Annotated in this window: 14 protein-coding genes; all 14 read left to right on the forward strand. The window is 27.4% G+C overall.

Annotated elements, in window-relative coordinates; genetic code table 11:
- The first annotated feature begins 38 nt into the window (after positions 1-38).
- Positions 39-1,199, forward strand: coding sequence for a glycosyltransferase family 1 protein (locus I4U58_RS01245; protein WP_195929152.1), 1,161 nt, complete (start codon positions 39-41; stop codon positions 1,197-1,199).
- 45 nt (positions 1,200-1,244) lie between these two features.
- Positions 1,245-2,528 carry a polysaccharide biosynthesis C-terminal domain-containing protein gene (locus I4U58_RS01250; RefSeq protein WP_195929154.1) on the forward strand — a complete coding sequence of 428 codons (1,284 nt, stop codon included), beginning with the start codon at positions 1,245-1,247 and terminating at the stop codon, positions 2,526-2,528.
- A gap of 62 nt (positions 2,529-2,590) precedes the next feature.
- A complete protein-coding gene (locus tag I4U58_RS01255) occupies positions 2,591-3,691 on the forward strand; it encodes a glycosyltransferase family 4 protein (RefSeq protein WP_195929156.1) in 1,101 nt (366 codons plus the stop codon).
- Entirely contained in the window at positions 3,678-5,006 is a 1,329-nt protein-coding gene (locus I4U58_RS01260; protein ID WP_195929158.1) for an O-antigen ligase family protein, read from the forward strand. The genes I4U58_RS01255 and I4U58_RS01260 overlap by 14 nt, the downstream gene beginning before the upstream one ends.
- Positions 4,966-6,318, forward strand: a complete 1,353-nt coding sequence (locus I4U58_RS01265) for a hypothetical protein (RefSeq protein WP_195929160.1) — start codon at positions 4,966-4,968, stop codon at positions 6,316-6,318. The genes I4U58_RS01260 and I4U58_RS01265 overlap by 41 nt, the downstream gene beginning before the upstream one ends.
- A 65-nt stretch (positions 6,319-6,383) precedes the next feature.
- Positions 6,384-7,556: a hypothetical protein gene (locus I4U58_RS01270; RefSeq protein ID WP_195929162.1), complete on the forward strand. Its 1,173-nt coding sequence runs from the start codon at positions 6,384-6,386 to the stop codon at positions 7,554-7,556.
- A gap of 2 nt (positions 7,557-7,558) precedes the next feature.
- Entirely contained in the window at positions 7,559-8,791 is a 1,233-nt protein-coding gene (locus I4U58_RS01275; RefSeq protein ID WP_195929164.1) for a glycosyltransferase, read from the forward strand.
- A 95-nt stretch (positions 8,792-8,886) separates the two neighbouring features.
- The gene (locus I4U58_RS01280; RefSeq protein ID WP_195929166.1) at positions 8,887-10,044 is read left to right on the forward strand and encodes a glycosyltransferase family 4 protein; all 1,158 of its coding nucleotides are present in this window, start codon (positions 8,887-8,889) and stop codon (positions 10,042-10,044) included.
- Between the two features lie 248 nt (positions 10,045-10,292).
- A complete protein-coding gene (gene glmS / locus I4U58_RS01285) occupies positions 10,293-12,119 on the forward strand; it encodes a glutamine--fructose-6-phosphate transaminase (isomerizing) (protein WP_195929168.1) in 1,827 nt (608 codons plus the stop codon).
- 79 nt (positions 12,120-12,198) lie between these two features.
- Positions 12,199-12,738 carry a small multi-drug export protein gene (locus I4U58_RS01290; RefSeq protein WP_195929170.1) on the forward strand — a complete coding sequence of 180 codons (540 nt, stop codon included), beginning with the start codon at positions 12,199-12,201 and terminating at the stop codon, positions 12,736-12,738.
- A gap of 24 nt (positions 12,739-12,762) precedes the next feature.
- Positions 12,763-13,782: a UDP-glucose 4-epimerase GalE gene (galE, locus tag I4U58_RS01295; RefSeq protein WP_195929172.1), complete on the forward strand. Its 1,020-nt coding sequence runs from the start codon at positions 12,763-12,765 to the stop codon at positions 13,780-13,782.
- Positions 13,783-13,843: 61 nt separating this feature from the next.
- Positions 13,844-14,725, forward strand: coding sequence for a UTP--glucose-1-phosphate uridylyltransferase GalU (gene galU / locus I4U58_RS01300; RefSeq protein ID WP_195929174.1), 882 nt, complete (start codon positions 13,844-13,846; stop codon positions 14,723-14,725).
- Between the two features lie 109 nt (positions 14,726-14,834).
- Positions 14,835-15,839 (forward strand): UDP-glucose 4-epimerase GalE, encoded by a 1,005-nt coding sequence (gene galE, locus I4U58_RS01305; RefSeq protein WP_195929176.1) that lies wholly within the window; start codon positions 14,835-14,837, stop codon positions 15,837-15,839.
- Between the two features lie 41 nt (positions 15,840-15,880).
- Positions 15,881-16,807 carry a DUF368 domain-containing protein gene (locus I4U58_RS01310; RefSeq protein WP_195929182.1) on the forward strand — a complete coding sequence of 309 codons (927 nt, stop codon included), beginning with the start codon at positions 15,881-15,883 and terminating at the stop codon, positions 16,805-16,807.
- The last annotated feature ends 89 nt before the right edge of the window (positions 16,808-16,896 follow it).

A 16,896-nucleotide genomic window follows, 5' to 3' on the forward strand; every position in this document is an offset into this window, starting at 1 on the left:
GTATTCTAGACTGGCATAATTTTCAGAAAGGAAAAAATATGAAGCATATTTTTATTATAGGTTCTAAAGGTATACCTGCAAATTATGGTGGATTTGAAACATTTGTAGAAAAACTTACAGAACAACAACAAAGCAAAGAAATTAAATATCATGTATCATGTTTGGCAGATAATGATGATGAATTTGAACATAATGGAGCAAGATGTTTTAATGTTAAAGTGCCCAATATAGGTGCTGCAAAAGCAGTTTATTATGATGTAATAGCATTTAAAGAATGTATTAGATATATTAAAGAAAATAGGATTGAAAATCCTATAGTGTACATACTTGCTTGTAGAATAGGTCCTTTTCTTGGTAACTATAAAAAACAGTTAAAAAAATTAGGTGGAACATTATTTGTTAATCCAGATGGTCATGAATGGAAAAGAGCTAAATGGAATGCAGCTATCAGAAAGTACTGGAAAATATCGGAAAGGCTAATGGTAAAGCATGCAGATTTATTAGTATGTGATTCTATAAATATTGAAAAATATATTAAAGAAGATTACAAACAATATAATCCTAAAACTACTTTTATTGCATATGGTGCTGACATAGAAAAGTCTAAATTATCAGATGATGATGAGATTTTACTTAAGTGGTATAAGGAAAAAGGCGTTAAAGCAAAGGAGTATTATTTAGTTGTTGGTAGATTTGTTCCAGAAAATAATTACGAGACTATGATAACTGAATTTATGAAATCTAATACTAAGAAAGATTTTGTACTTATAACTAATGTTGAAAAGAATAAGTTTTATGAAGAATTAAAAAGAAAAACTGGGTTTGATAAAGATCAGAGGATTAAGTTTGTTGGAACTGTTTATAATCAAGAATTGTTAAAGAAAATTAGAGAAAATGCTTATGGATATTTACACGGACATGAAGTTGGTGGGACTAATCCATCATTGTTAGAATCATTAGCTACTACTGACTTAAATTTATTATTAGATGTAGGTTTTAATAAAGAAGTAGCAGAAAAAGGAGCTATTTATTGGAGTAAAAGAAGTGGTGATTTAGCAACAGCTATTATAAATTCAGAAATGATGAGTTATGAAGAAATAAATAGGGTTGGAGAGTTTGCAAAAAATCGTATTATTAATACTTATAGTTGGGACTTTATTGTTAATAGATATGAGGCATTATTTAACAATTATAAATAGTTTACATTATTTATATCAATTGTATTTACTAGAAAGAGGAGATTTATGTTAAAAAAAATAAATGATTTTCTGAAAGGAAGTTTTTTTAAAGGGAGCTTCTTAGCAATGACAGAACAAGGAATTTCAAGCTTAACCTCATTTTTGACGAGTATTATTTTGGCCAGAAATGTAACACCAAATTCAGTTGGGATATATACATTATTATTGTCTATTGCAATGATTATTATGGGATTGCAGAGAGTGTTTATTTTAGTGCCATTCAACATTTATTATCCTAAAATGAAAGAAGATAGAGAAAAAAAAAGTTATGCAGCTAAGACAATGGGGTTTGAGATTGTATTTTTGACAAGTGTGATGATAGTATTAATACTATTACAAGTGTTAGGAATAATAAATATGAATTTGAGCATAATCAGTTGTGGAATATTCATGGTAGGATATTTATTAAAAGATTATACTAGACAATTCTTATTTGGTATAAATAAAATTCTTTCAAGTTTGTTGATGGGAATTATACAATCATTATTCCAGCTAGGTTTGTTTATGGTATTATTACATTTAAATAATTTCACAATTAATCATTGCTTAATTATAATAGGAATGACAACTGGAATAAGTTCGATAGTATTCTTAGTAGTTAATACTAAGATTTCAATAAAATTAAGTGACTTAATAGAGGTATGGAATAAAAATAAATATATTTCAAAATGGAGTGTAGGAATTAGTATGTCTGATTCGGTTAAAAACCAAATATCTATGTGGATATTAAATAGTTTTATATCAACAAAATCAGTTGGGATATATTCTATTCATAATACCTTTGCAATGTTACCACAACCAATTTTTAATGGATTGTCACAGTATTTATTACCTCACTTTTCAAAAATATTTTCTGAGAAAAAATATGAAAGTGTAATAAAAAAATCTATTATTGCAATTACAGTAGTATTTTTTATGAATGCTTGTTGGGGATTAGTGTTACTAGTAATGGGTAAAAAATTAGTTGTGCTAATATATGGAGATGAATATATAGGGATAACAACTGTTTTACTATTATGCTGTATTCGTGGATTCTTTACATCTATAATTAGTATAATATCATCTATATTACAAGCCATTGAAAAACCTAAATTAATATTAAAATCTTTAGTCATAGGAATAGGAATATTAATTATTACTGGAACTATACTAACTTTGAAGTACAGTATGGTAGGAATGTGCATTTCTCTATGTATATCATTTGCAACTATTGCAATAATACAGACTATTGACTTGGCAAGTATAATTATTGAGTTAAAAAAAAATGAAAAGGAAGAAGTAATAATATGAAAAAAAAGAAAATGGCAATATTATATTTTTCTAATTTTGACAATTGGCCTATGGGAGGAATATTGAATTATATATTAGGAATTTTACCTTATTTAGAAAATAAATATGAAATTGATATTTGGGGATGTAGCGTCGATGGAAAAGAATTAAATAATATTAAGGTCAATGATAAAGAATATGAAATTCATTCATTGGGGAATGTGAAAACTAAAAAGATTATTCCGAACTATTTAAGATATTTTTGGTACATGATAATTAATTCAAAAAAAATAGAGGAAAAAAATTATGATATTTTATATTTTCATGGAGCACCAATACTATATGCTTATATGAAAAAAATTAAGAAATCAAAATCATTAATAGTATATCATCAACATGGTCTATCTTGTATAAATAAAATGGTTACAAAAATACAACATAAGGCGCAAGAATATTCAGATGTAAATTTTGTAAATAGTGATTTAATTTCTATAAAGGAGCATCAAAATAAACTTGCTAGGAAAGGAAAGAGTATCGAATTTATTAAAGCACCTGGACCAGTTAATGTTAAGAAATTTTTCCCAGTGAAAGATAAAGAAGAATTAAGGAAAAAAATGAATATAAAATTTAATACAGTTTTTTTATTTACAGGAAGAATTGTAGAATGGAAGGACCCGTTAATAGCACTAGAAGCTTTTAATAAATACTTCCAAGAATATGATAATAATTCTGTATTATATTTCATTGGAGGAGGAGATTTAGAAGAAAGATTAAGAAAAAGAATCTCTGAACTAAATTTAGATAATAATGTTAAAATGTTAGGAATATTACCTCAAGATGAAATATGTGATTGGCTAAGAATAAGTGATGTTTTTGTTTTTCCATCAAAAGGTGAGGGATTATCAATATCAGTAGCAGAAGCTATATCGTGTGGAGTACCAGTTATAGGGTTTGATGTAATTGGAGTAAGAGAATTAGTGAAAGATGGATTTAACGGTTATTTATTAAATGAAAGAAATGATGGGATTTTATATACCTCTATGATTAAAGCAATAGAAAATATAGAAGTTTTAAGAAAAAATACATTAGAATTAGTAGAAGAATATTCGGGAGAAAAAGTAGCTAAAATTATTATTGATGGAATAGAAAAAGCTAAAAAGAGGGATATAAATGAAAGTATGTAAAGTGAATAGTAGGTTAAAAAAAGAATATGTACCTATTTATTTATTATTTGGAAGTTTTCTTACGTTCTCTACAAGAGGATTTCAAGAGGCTCAAGAAAACTTATTTAATTTAGGTAATTTAGTTAGATATATATCATTACCACTATTTTATTTATATACTTTTCATCTATGTTATAAATATAAATTTTTTAGTATTCCTAAAATATCAAAATCAATCACTTTTTTATTTTTATATTGGATAATAGGATTAATATCATTGACCAATTCTCAATGGTTAAGTTATTCAATAATTAAATGGATAGAATATTTTCAAATATTTTTATTAGCATTTTACATATTTAATATGGAGAGAATAAAAGTTGGATTTACTAAAGAAGTATTTGGCATAGTATTGAATTTTTTTGAATTTTTAATGATAACTGTATTAATAGGAGCTATATTTTCACCTTCAAAAGCACTATATTTTGGAAGTTCGGAGTACAGTGCGATAAGAAATGCAGCTATTCCATTTAGATTATCAGGGTATTTAATCCCAATTACATCAACTAGTGTTGGATTTTTGTCATCATTTTTATTTTATAATTATTTGGTTGAATTAGCAAATAATTATAAAAGAAGACTTATAAAAGTAAAAATGTTAATTTTACTTATATTCATAATAACAGCTCAAGCTAGAATGGCTATATTAGGGCTTGTAATAGCTATATTTATATATTATTTTTTCATCAATAAAAAATTATTATATAAAATAGCTACAGCATATATTAGTATTATTATGTTTATGTTTGCAGGAAATACAATTTTAAATGTAATTCTTAGAGGACAAGATTTCGCACAGATATTTTCACTGTCTGGAAGGACAGAATGGTGGAGTTATGCATTAGATGTGTTTAGTAGATTGAATATTTACGAAAAATTATTTGGTATGGGTTTTGCTGGAGGAGAAAAAGTTGTTGCGGCACAGAGTAATGATGCTATGTACACTTTAGATTCAGAGTTCTTAGGAACTTTAATTTCGACAGGTGTACTTGGAAGTATTTTCTTAATGCTATCAATATGTTATATATTACTTCAGGTTATAAGATTGAGAAAATATAATATAGAAATGATTACAAATAGGGAAAATAAAATATATGTAGATCAAATTACAGGAATTTTAATAATATTAATAGTTAGAATGATTACTACTAATACATTTTCTACATTATCATATTATTCTGTAATATATGTAATAAGTGTTATAGTAATTCAAAAAATTATTAGGGAGATAAGATATGAGATTAAATATAGAAAAAATATTAACAGAAACATTTGATACTTTGGATAAAGAGATTAATAAATATGTAGTAATGAATAAATACGATGTACTACCATATGAATTACCATCTGATATAGACATATGTGTTGCACAAGAAGATTTTATTAGATTAGATGATATTGTGAAAAATATAGCAAAAAACACTAATACGGTAGTAACACAGAAAATTTGGCATAATTATAGAAAGTGTGCCTATATTTTATCGCCACTTAGAATTAATAGTTCATTTAGATTACAATTAGATTTCTTCTCGGATTTTAGTGTCGAATCTACTCCAAAGTTGATACCATTTGAAGAAATATTAAAAAATACAAGGAAGGTAAATAGGTTTACTGTACCAGCTTATGAAGTAGAATATGTATTTTTATTATTAAGAAGAATATACAAAAATGATTTTAGTTTAGAACATGTAAAAATTATTAAAGAAATATTAATGAAATCTCAAAAATCAATATCAGAATATGCATTAAAGTATTTTGATAAGGATGTTATAGAAGTTATAAATGATTTACTTATTAAAGAAGATATTGAAAAATTAAAAGAAATACAACCGTACTTATGGAAGAATGTAAAAAGATTATCTAAGAGAAATTCATTTGGTATATATTATTTAAAATATTGGACAAGTCAGATTTATAGAGCAATATATAGATTAAAAAATCCTGTAGGATTATCGATAGCAATATTAGCTCCAGATGGGGGAGGTAAAACTACTGTAATAGAAGGAGTGAATTCACTTGTAAGCGGAAGTTTTCATGGAATTGATAATAGATATATTAGGCCACGATTATTTAAAAATTTAGGTTCATACAAAGTATTTAACCCATCAGAAGAAAGTAGTAGTAACCCTAATCCTCATGATAAGCCTTTAAATGGCCCAATAAAGTCAATAATAAGATATTTATTTTATAACTTAGATTACCAAATAGGTACTATATTTGATATTAATATAAAAAAAGTTAAGAAGAAGCTAATTATATTTGATAGATATTATTTTGATTACTATGTAGATTTAAAAAGATTTCAGTATAATATGCCGGAATGGTTACCGAAAGTATTTTCTTGGTCAATACCAAAACCAAATATTATTTTTGTACTAGATGCACCAGCAGAAGTGCTATATGAGAGGAAACAGGAACTACCAATTGAAGAATTACGAAGACAAAGAAAAGCATATTACAACTTAAAGAATAATATCAAAAATGTTGTTGTTATTGATGCAACTAAAAAAATAGAAGAGATAGTAGAGGAAATAACAACTATAATATTAGAAAAAAAAGCTAAACAGACTTCGAAGCTTCTTAAATAAAGTAGCTATAAAGTTACTTATAAATTTATATTTAAATAACAATAGATAGGTAAAGTGATAGAGCTATGAAGAAAATTAATGTTTTCCTAGATACAATTAAAAATATAGGATTTGAAAAATGTGATCAACAAAATGAAAATATTGAAAAATATTTAGCTATACCTAATATAAAAAATGTTAGATGGCTAGTACCATTAAATGATAAAATTAATAAAAAGAATTCGGTTTTATTATATCAACCAAGTGCAATTAAAGGTAAGGTATTAAAAGAATTATATCTTAGAATACCATTTGTCATAATAAAATGTATATTTAAAAAAAATATTATAACTTTAAATAGAATTAACATCTTAAATAATAAAAAAATATTTGAGAATGAAATATTCTATAATGAAGAAGTTTATTATTCATTTTTTTTAGGTACAGAGGGAGCACACTGTAAAATTACTGTTCAGATATCTGATAAAAATAAGCCAATTATGTATTTAAAAGTTACCGATAAATTTGAGATAGTTGAATTATTTAATAATGAAGAAAAAATATTGTCATTATTAAATAACACTACTTTAAAGAATGAAATACCAAATATTATTACAAATACTAAGTATAATGAATTATATTGTTTTGCATCTTCTACAACTAAAACAATAAAATCAAATTATAGAAATAATTTATCAAGAGAACATGTAGATTTTTTAGTTAATTTATACTTGTCTACAAAAAATAAATTAATTGATGAGGAATCGATATATTATAAAAGTACAAATATTTTATTGAATAAATATATGACTCAAAATAAAGAGAGTGTATGGATAAAAGATGCTTTCCAAAATTCCTTTGAAAATATAAAAATGATGAAGGTACATCTTGGAGTATGTCATAGAGATTTTACATTTTGGAATTGCTATTTTAATGATAATAAGATATTTGTTTTTGATTGGGAGTATGCAACAAATGATTATCCACCATATTTTGATGTTTTACATTTTATTATTCAAAAGAGTATTTTAGATGGAGAGAGTTGTGAAAAAATATATGAAAGTATAATAGAGAATAGTTTTATATATGAATATGCAAAACGAATTGATGTATCATTTAAGAATATAAAAGATTTTATTATTTTATATTTAATTGATATTTTATTATTGTATGAATTTAGAGCAAAAGAGTTTTCAACCTCTGATTTACTAAATAAGGAAAGAAGATTAAAGATGATAAAATATGTTTTGGAGGTATAATAATGAAAACAATATTAATATCTGCATATGCCTGTGAACCCAATAAGGGATCAGAACCAGGTGTTGGATGGAATTGGATGAAGGAAATTGCTAAGAATAATAAGGTGATTGTAATCACAAGACTAAATAATAAAAATATTATTGAAGATGAATTAAAATTTAATTCAAATCAATATAATAATATTAGTTTTTATTATTGTGATGTTCCTAAACGACTATCTTTTTGGAAAAAAGGTCAAAGAGGATTACATTTATATTATTTTTTATGGCAAATTGAGTGTTACAAATTATCAAAACTTATTATGAAAAATATTAAAGTAGATATAGCGCTTGGATTGACATTTGGTAATATGTGGTTACCTACTTTTATGTATAAATTACCTTGTAAATTTATTTGGGGACCATTAGGTGGTGGTGAAGGTGTTCCAACTAAATTGTGGGGGAAATTACCTATAAAGCAGAAATTAGTTGAAATTATTAGAATAATAAATAAATATTTACCATTAACAAATATATGGTTCTATAGTATTTGTAAAAAATCAGATTATATATTAGTGAGAACAAATGATTCATTTAATTGCATACCTAAAAAATATCGTAGTAAATGTGATATTATTATAGAAACAGGTGTTTCGGTAGAAGAATGTGAGGAATTAAATAGAAGAGCAAAAGAAATAGAACCTAAATATGATTTTATATTTATAGGAAGATTAGTACCGTTTAAGATGGCCGATATTGCCATTAAGGCATTTGCTAATGTCGCAAAAGAAAACAGTAATATTAATTTTCATATAGTAGGTGATGGTCCATGTTTAAATGAATATAAAAGACTAATAGAAAGATTAGAAATGGAAAGGCAAATAATTCTTCACGGTGAACTAGATAGAAATGATGCATTAGAGATGCTAATGTCATCTAAAGCTTTTTTATTTCCAAGTGCAAGAGAAGGTGGAGCATGGGTACTTTTTGAAGCTATGATGTGTAGTAAACCAATAATATGTCTTGATACATCAGGTATGAATGTAGTAGTAACAAATGAAACAGGAATTAAAATTCCTGTAAATGATTATGATAAGGTTGTTCAAGACTTTTCAATAGCGATAAAAGAATTAATAGATAAACCTGATAATGCTTTGTATAGAGGAGTAAATGGATACGATAGAGTTAAAAGTGAGTTTGAATGGAAATCAAAAGGAAAATTTATTAGTGAAATTATAGAAAAAATATATGAATAAACGACTATAAGAAAATAATTAAAAATAGGAACTGATAAAACTACGAAATAAACGTAGTTTTATATTTATAAATATATTTTAATTAAGGAGAAAAAATGAAGAAAAAAAATATATTATTTATACATTCTGGAGCAGAACTATATGGAGCTGATAAAATTTTATTAGAGGTATTAAAGGGATTAGATAAAAAGTTATTTTGCCCTATATTAATAATACCTAATGGAGGTCCATTAGAATATGAGTTGAAGAAAAATAATATTAAATATATAATTTATGACTTTCCAATTTTAAGAAGACAGTATTTTAATTTAAAAGGAATTATATCATATACATATAAATATATTAAGAGTTTAATATACTTATATAGAATAGTTAAGAGAGAAAAAATAGATGTTATATGTTCTAATACATTAGCTGTATTAGAAGGTATATTTTTAAGTAAAATATCTAAAATACCACATGTATGGCATATACATGAAATAATAAAAGAGCCTATAATTATGCAAAAGTTTTATAGTATAATTGTGCCTAAATTTGCTCAAAATGCAATTTGTGTGTCTGATGCTGTAAAGTGTAATTTATTTAAAGAAAAACATAACTATAAATGCAATATTAGAGTAATACATAATGGAATAAATATGGAAGATTATAAAAGTGGGGATAAAGCTAACATAAAGCGAGATTTATTAATCGATGAAGATAGATTAATAATAGGGATGATAGGAAGAGTCAATAAAATTAAGGGACAATCTTTCTTGGTAGATGTAACTAAAAAATTAGTTGAAAGATATCCTGAATTATTAGTTATTATGGTAGGTGGTGTATTTGCAGGGCAAGAAGATTTACTAATTAATCTGAAAGAAAAAGTAAAGAAAAACAACTTGCAAAGCAACATAAAAATATTTGACTTTGACAACGATGTTAATAAATTTTATGATATATTTGATATTTTTGTTTTACCATCAATTAAACCAGATTCATTTCCTACTGTTGTATTAGAAGCTATGAGTCATGGTAAACCCATAGTTGCACATGTGACAGGTGGAGTAAGTGAAATGGTAGAAAATTTTGAAAATGGTATATTAATCACAGATATAACTATAGATAATACATGTAAAGCTATAGAAAAATTGATAAATAATAAGGAGTTAAGAGTAAAATACGGAGAAAATTCTGTAAAAATAATGGAAAAAAAGTTTTCAAGTGATATATTTAAAGAACGAATTAATGAATTTTATGCTAATATTAATTAATTTTACATTTATTTATACAAAAATAACAAAAACTATTACGATATACTGATTAATATATAAAAAAGTTTAAATCTATACAGTTATTATATAAGTACTATATTAGGCATTAAAAAGTTGTAAGAGGAAATGTGCATTAAATATGTCAGTTGGATTAACTTTTGTAGTAATTTTTATGAAATAATAAGTTAATATTAATATAATAGTAGTGTTATAAAAATTTGAAAAGGAAAGATTAGAGTATAGAAGGTATGTGTGGAATAGTAGGATACTTAGGAAAGAGACAAGCAACAGAAGTTCTAGTAGAAGGACTTTCTAAATTAGAATACAGAGGATACGACTCAGCAGGAGTTGCTGTAAATATAGGAGAAGAATTATCAGTAAGAAAATTCAAAGGAAGATTACAAGTATTAGCAGATGACTTAACTGCTAATCCAATAAATGGGGGCTTAGGAATAGGACATACTAGATGGGCAACTCACGGAGAGCCATCAGATGTAAACTCTCATCCTCATTTCAACAAAGAAAAAACAATAGCAGTAGTGCATAACGGAATAATAGAAAACTACTTAGAATTAAGAGAAGAATTACAAGCTGAAGGATATGTATTCTTATCTCAAACAGATACAGAAGTTGTGGCTCACTTAGTGGACAAGTTCTATGAAGGAAACTTATTAGAAGCTGTTTACAAAGCTACTGAAAAATTAAGAGGAGCTTATGCTTTAGGAGTTGTTTGCAAAGACAACAACAACGAATTAGTGGCAGTAAGAAAAGACAGTCCATTAATAGTAGGTGTGGGAGAAGATGAAAACTTTATAGCATCTGATATACCTGCCATATTAAAATACACTAGAGATGTAATATTCTTAGAAAATGACGAATATGTACATATGCAAGGACCAAAAGTAACTATATTAGATGAAAATAAAAATGTAGTTGAGAAAAAAATAAATGAAATAAACTGGGATATAGAAGCTGCATCAAAAGGCGGATATGACTGTTTTATGACAAAAGAAATGTATGAACAACCAAAAGGTGTTGAAGATACATTAATGAGAAGATTAGATGAAAATGGAAGAATCAAATTAGATGATATAAAAATAACTAAAGAAGATTTAGATAAAATAAACAAAGTATATATAGTAGCTTGTGGTACTGCTTATCATGCAGGACTTGTTGGTAAATATGCTATAGAAAAATTTGCAAAAATACCAGTAATAGCTGATATAGCATCAGAATTTAGATACTCAGATCCATTTGTAGATGAAAATACTTTAATAATAATAGTAAGTCAATCAGGAGAAACTGCTGATACATTAGCAGCACTTAGAGATGCTAAGGCTAAAGGTGCTAGAGTATTATCAATAACTAATGTTGTTGGTTCATCAATAGCAAGGGAATCTGATGATATATTCTATACATGGGCAGGTCCAGAAATAGCAGTTGCTTCAACTAAGGCTTACACAACTCAATTAACTGCTTTCTGTATGATAGCTTTAAACTTAGCTATGACTAAAGGAAGTATAACTGAGGAACAATACTTTGATGGAATAGAAGAGTTAAGAAAAATACCGGCTCAAGTGGAAAAAGTGTTGGAGTGCAATGAGTTAGTTGGACAAATAGCTGAAGAAATAAAAGAAGCAAATGACATATTCTACTTAGGTAGAGGAGTGGACTACTCTTTAGCTATGGAAGGTGCTTTAAAAATAAAAGAGATATCTTATGTTCATGCTGAAGCTTTTGCAGCAGGTGAATTAAAACATGGAAGTATAGCTTTAATAGATAAAGGAACGCCAGTAGTTGCCATAGCTACTCAAAGTCAATTATTTGAAAAAATGGTTTCAAATATGCAAGAAGTTAGAGCTAGGGGAGCTAGAGTTATAGCTATAACTCAAGAAGGAAATACAGAAGTGGAAAAATCAGCTGATAGAGTAATTTATATACCAAAAGTTGACGATATGTTTGCTAGTATAACAGCTGTTGTACCAATGCAGTTACTTGCTTATCATGCATCAAATATAAGAGGGTTAGATGTGGATAAGCCAAGAAACTTAGCTAAATCAGTTACAGTTGAATAATATAAAAGGGTATCACAATAATGTGATGCCTTTTATATTAAATAACCATGATAAATTATGATGAAGAGGTATTTTATTGATGGAATATATAAAATTAATGTTAATTTCTATGGTGCCAGTTATAGAACTTAGGGGAGCTATACCATTAGGAATAGCTATGGATCTAAATCCCATATATGTATATCTAAGTTGTTTGATTGGTTCATCCATAGTATCTATACCTGTAGTACTTGTTTTTAGACAAGTTATAGATTATTTAAGACATAGAAAGTATTTCAATATAGTAATAAGATGGATAGATGCAAAAATAGAAAGTCGTGCTAAGAAGCTAAAAGCAGCTAGTATATTAGGACTTATAGTATTTGTAGGCGTTCCACTTCCAACTACAGGATCATGGAGTGGGGCTGCTTTGGCCTCTATTTTTAAAATGAGAATAAAAGATGCCTTATTTGGAGTATTTATAGGAAATGCCATAGCAGGTGCAATAATGCTGGGGGTATCTCTGCATATATCAGAAGGTTCTATTGAGATGATAATAGCATCTGCACTATTAGTTTTAGTAGGAATGGTATTTTATATATATAAAAAGAAAAAAAATAAAAAGATAATGGAAATATAGATTATTTGAAGGAGGATGGGGAAAATGGCAGTTTTAGTAACTGGAGGAGCAGGATATATAGGAAGCCACACAGTGGTGGAATTATTAAATGAAGGAAAAGACGTAGTTATAGTTGATAATTTTTCAAATAGCTGTCCTATAGTTCTTGATAGAATAAGAGAAATAACAAATAGAGATTTTAAATTTTATGAATTAGATACTACTGATGAAAAAGCATTAGAAGTAGTATTCAAAGAAAATGACATAGATTCAGTAATACATTTTGCTGCATATAAGGCTGTGGGAGAGTCTGTGGCAAAACCTTTAGAGTATTACAGAAATAACTTAGGAAATACATTAACAGTTTTAACTTTAATGAAAAAATACAATGTGAAGAAGTTTGTATTTTCTTCATCAGCAACAGTATATGGAGATCCACATACTTGTCCAATCACTGAGGATTTCCCACTTAGTACAACAAATCCTTATGGAGCGACTAAACTTATGATAGAAGATATGCTAAGAGATATGTGCAAAGCTGATAAAGAGTTAAATGTAGCAATTCTTAGATACTTTAATCCAGTGGGAGCTCATGAAAGTGGATTAATAGGAGAGGACCCTAATGATATACCAAATAACTTAATGCCTTATGTTTCTCAAGTAGCTGTTGGAAAATTGGAGCAACTTAGTGTATTTGGTGATGATTACAACACTCCTGATGGAACTGGAGTTAGGGATTACATACATGTTGTAGACTTAGCAAATGGACATTTAAAAGCATTAGATAAATTAGAAAGTCTGCCAGGTCTTGTTACTTATAACTTAGGTACAGGAAATGGTTATAGCGTTCTTGATATGGTGAATGCTTTTAGGCAGGCTAGTGGAAGAAAAGTTGCTTATAAAATAGTAGATAGAAGGCCAGGAGATGTAGCAATGTGTTATGCGGATCCAACAAAGGCAAATAAAGAATTAGGATGGAAAGCTAAGTATACTATAAAAGAAATGTGTGAAGATACTTGGAAATGGCAAAGTACAAATCCTAATGGATATAGAGTAAAAGAATAAGAATTAGTGTAGTAAATATTATGATCTAAAAATAAAAATAAATTAACCGTGGGGGAATTAAATGAGCAAAAGAGTAAGAAAAGCAATAATACCAGCAGCTGGTCTTGGTACAAGATTTTTACCAGCGACTAAATCACAACCAAAGGAAATGCTACCAATAGTAGACAAACCAACACTTCAATACATAATAGAAGAAGCGATTGAATCGGGGATAGAAGAAATACTAATAGTAACAGGAAGAAGTAAAAAATCTATAGAGGACCACTTCGATAGATCTGTTGAATTAGAGTTAGAACTTGAACAAAAAGGTAAAACAGAAATGTTAGAAATGGTTCAAGACATATCAAACATGGTAAACATCCACTACATAAGACAAAAGGAACCAAAAGGATTAGGACATGCTGTGCATTGTGCAAAGAGCTTTATAGGAAATGAGCCTTTTGCAGTTTTACTTGGAGATGATATAGTAGATGCGGAAACTCCATGTTTAAAACAAATGATAGATGCTTATGATGAGTATAAGACCTCAATATTAGGTGTACAAGAAGTTGCAAAAGAAAATGTGGACAAGTACGGAATATTAGATGTTAAATATATTGAAGACAGAGTATATAAAGTAAAAGATATGATTGAAAAGCCATCTGTTGACGATGCACCTTCTAATATAGCGATACTTGGAAGATATATAATAACTCCTGAGATATTCAATATATTAGAAAATCAAGAGGCAGGCAAAGGTGGAGAGATTCAATTAACTGATGCTCTTCAAACTTTAGCAACTAAGGAAGCTATATATGCATATAATTTTGAGGGAAGAAGATATGATGTTGGTGATAAGTTAGGATTCTTAGAGGCAACTGTAGATTTTGCATTAAAAAGACCTGAGCTTAGAGATGATTTTGAAGCGTTTATAAAAGAAAAGGCTGCTTGTATAGAAAGATAGATATTGAGATTATGCTTATTAATAAGGCATAAATTTATTAAATTAATTAGCCTCTGGAAAGTTTTTATTATAACGACCAGAGGCTTTTATTTAGAGGGAGAATTTTATTATGAGTATATTAATTATAGGGGGAGCAGGGTATATTGGCTCTCATACAGTGAAATATTTTATTGAACAAAATGAGGATGTAATAATTGTAGATAATTTATTAACAGGACATAAAGAAGCTATTTTAAGCGATAAGTTTTATGAATGTGATATAAGAGATAAGGAAAATTTAGATAAAATATTTAAAGAAAATGATATAGAAGCTGTTATTCATTTTGCAGCAAATTCACTAGTCGGAGAAAGTATGGTAAAGCCATATGAATATTACCACAACAATGTTTATGGAATGATGTGTTTATTAGATGTAATGAAAGAAAACAACGTAGATAAAATAGTATTTTCATCGACTGCTGCGACATATGGTGAGCCGAAAAATATTCCTATATTAGAATCTGATGAAACAAATCCAACTAATACATATGGTGAAACTAAATTAGCTATGGAAAAGATGATGAAATGGTTTGACAATGCATATGGAACTAAATATGTTTCATTGAGATATTTTAATGCTGCGGGTGCATATTTTGATGGAAGTATTGGTGAAGCTCATACTACTGAAACTCATCTTATACCATTAATACTTCAAGTTCCTCTTGGTAAGAGAGAGCATATAAGTATATTTGGTAATGACTATGATACTAAAGATGGAACATGTATAAGGGACTATATCCATGTTATGGACTTAGCATCTGCTCATTACAAAGCACTAGAGTATTTAAGAAAAGGTAATGAAAGTAATATCTTCAACTTAGGTAATGGAAATGGATATTCAGTTAAAGAAGTTATAGATGTTGCGAGAAAAGTTACAAGTCATGAAATACCAGCTAAGTTAGAAGAAAGAAGAAGTGGAGATCCTGCTGTTCTTATTGCATCTAGTGATAAGGCTAAAGAAGTTCTTGGGTGGAAACCTGAGTATGATTCACTTGAAAGAATTATAGAAGATGCTTGGAGATGGCATAAGAATAATGTAAATGGATATAAAAAACTAGCAATAAATAAAATATAAACATTAATTATATAGATATACTACTTGAGGGGGTGGATAAAATATATATATTAAATTTTATTAGAGGATTTTGTATGGCATTAGCTGATAGTATCCCAGGTGTATCAGGAGGTACTATTGCGTTCATACTTGGATTTTATGATGAGTTTGTAAGTTCATTACACAACTTAATATCGGGGAGTAAAGTAGAAAGAATTAATGCATTAAGGTTTTTATCTAAGATTGGTATAGGATGGGCTACTGGATTTATATTATCTGTAATCTTTATAACAGCTATATTTGAAAAGAATATTTATGAAATCAGTTCTTTATTTTTAGGGTTTATAATAGCCTCTATACCTTTGATAATTAAATCAGAAAAAAGAACATTGTCAGAAGGGAAAAATATCATATTTTTATTAATCGGAATTGTTGTAGTATTTACAATGACATATTTTAACCCAATAAGTAGTAGTGGAAGAAGTTTTTCGATTAAAGCTGAAAATTTAGGATTGATATTTGGAATATATATTTTCTTGTCTGGTATGATTGCTATATCAGCAATGGTTTTACCGGGAATATCAGGCTCTACTATTTTATTAATCTTTGGACTTTATACTCCGATTCTTAATGCTATAAAGGGTATACTAAAATTAAATTTTGAATACTTACCAGGGATTGTTATCTTCGGAAGTGGTATCTTAATTGGTGTTTTACTAACTATAAGAAGTGTTAGATATTTGTTGAGAAAGTTTAGGTCACAAACTATATACTGTATTATTGGTCTTATGATTGGGTCTATATATGCAGTTATTATGGGGCCATTATCACTAGAAGTTCCACAATCGCCAATGAATTTAGAAAGTTTTAATATAATATTTTTTGTTATAGGATGCATATTAGTTCCAGCATTAGAAATGCTTAAAGTATTATTAAAAAGTAAAAGTGATGATTTAGAGCAAGATACTCATATAGAAGATATGATTTAAAAATATAATATAAATTATCAAACAATAAATATAGAAGTTTTATTATTTATACTTCTTAACTTCTAAAAAAATATAAAAAATATTCTATA

Origin of the sequence: Clostridium sp. 1001270J_160509_D11 (assembly GCF_015667935.1) — a bacterium.
Classification (GTDB): domain Bacteria; phylum Bacillota; class Clostridia; order Peptostreptococcales; family Peptostreptococcaceae; genus Intestinibacter.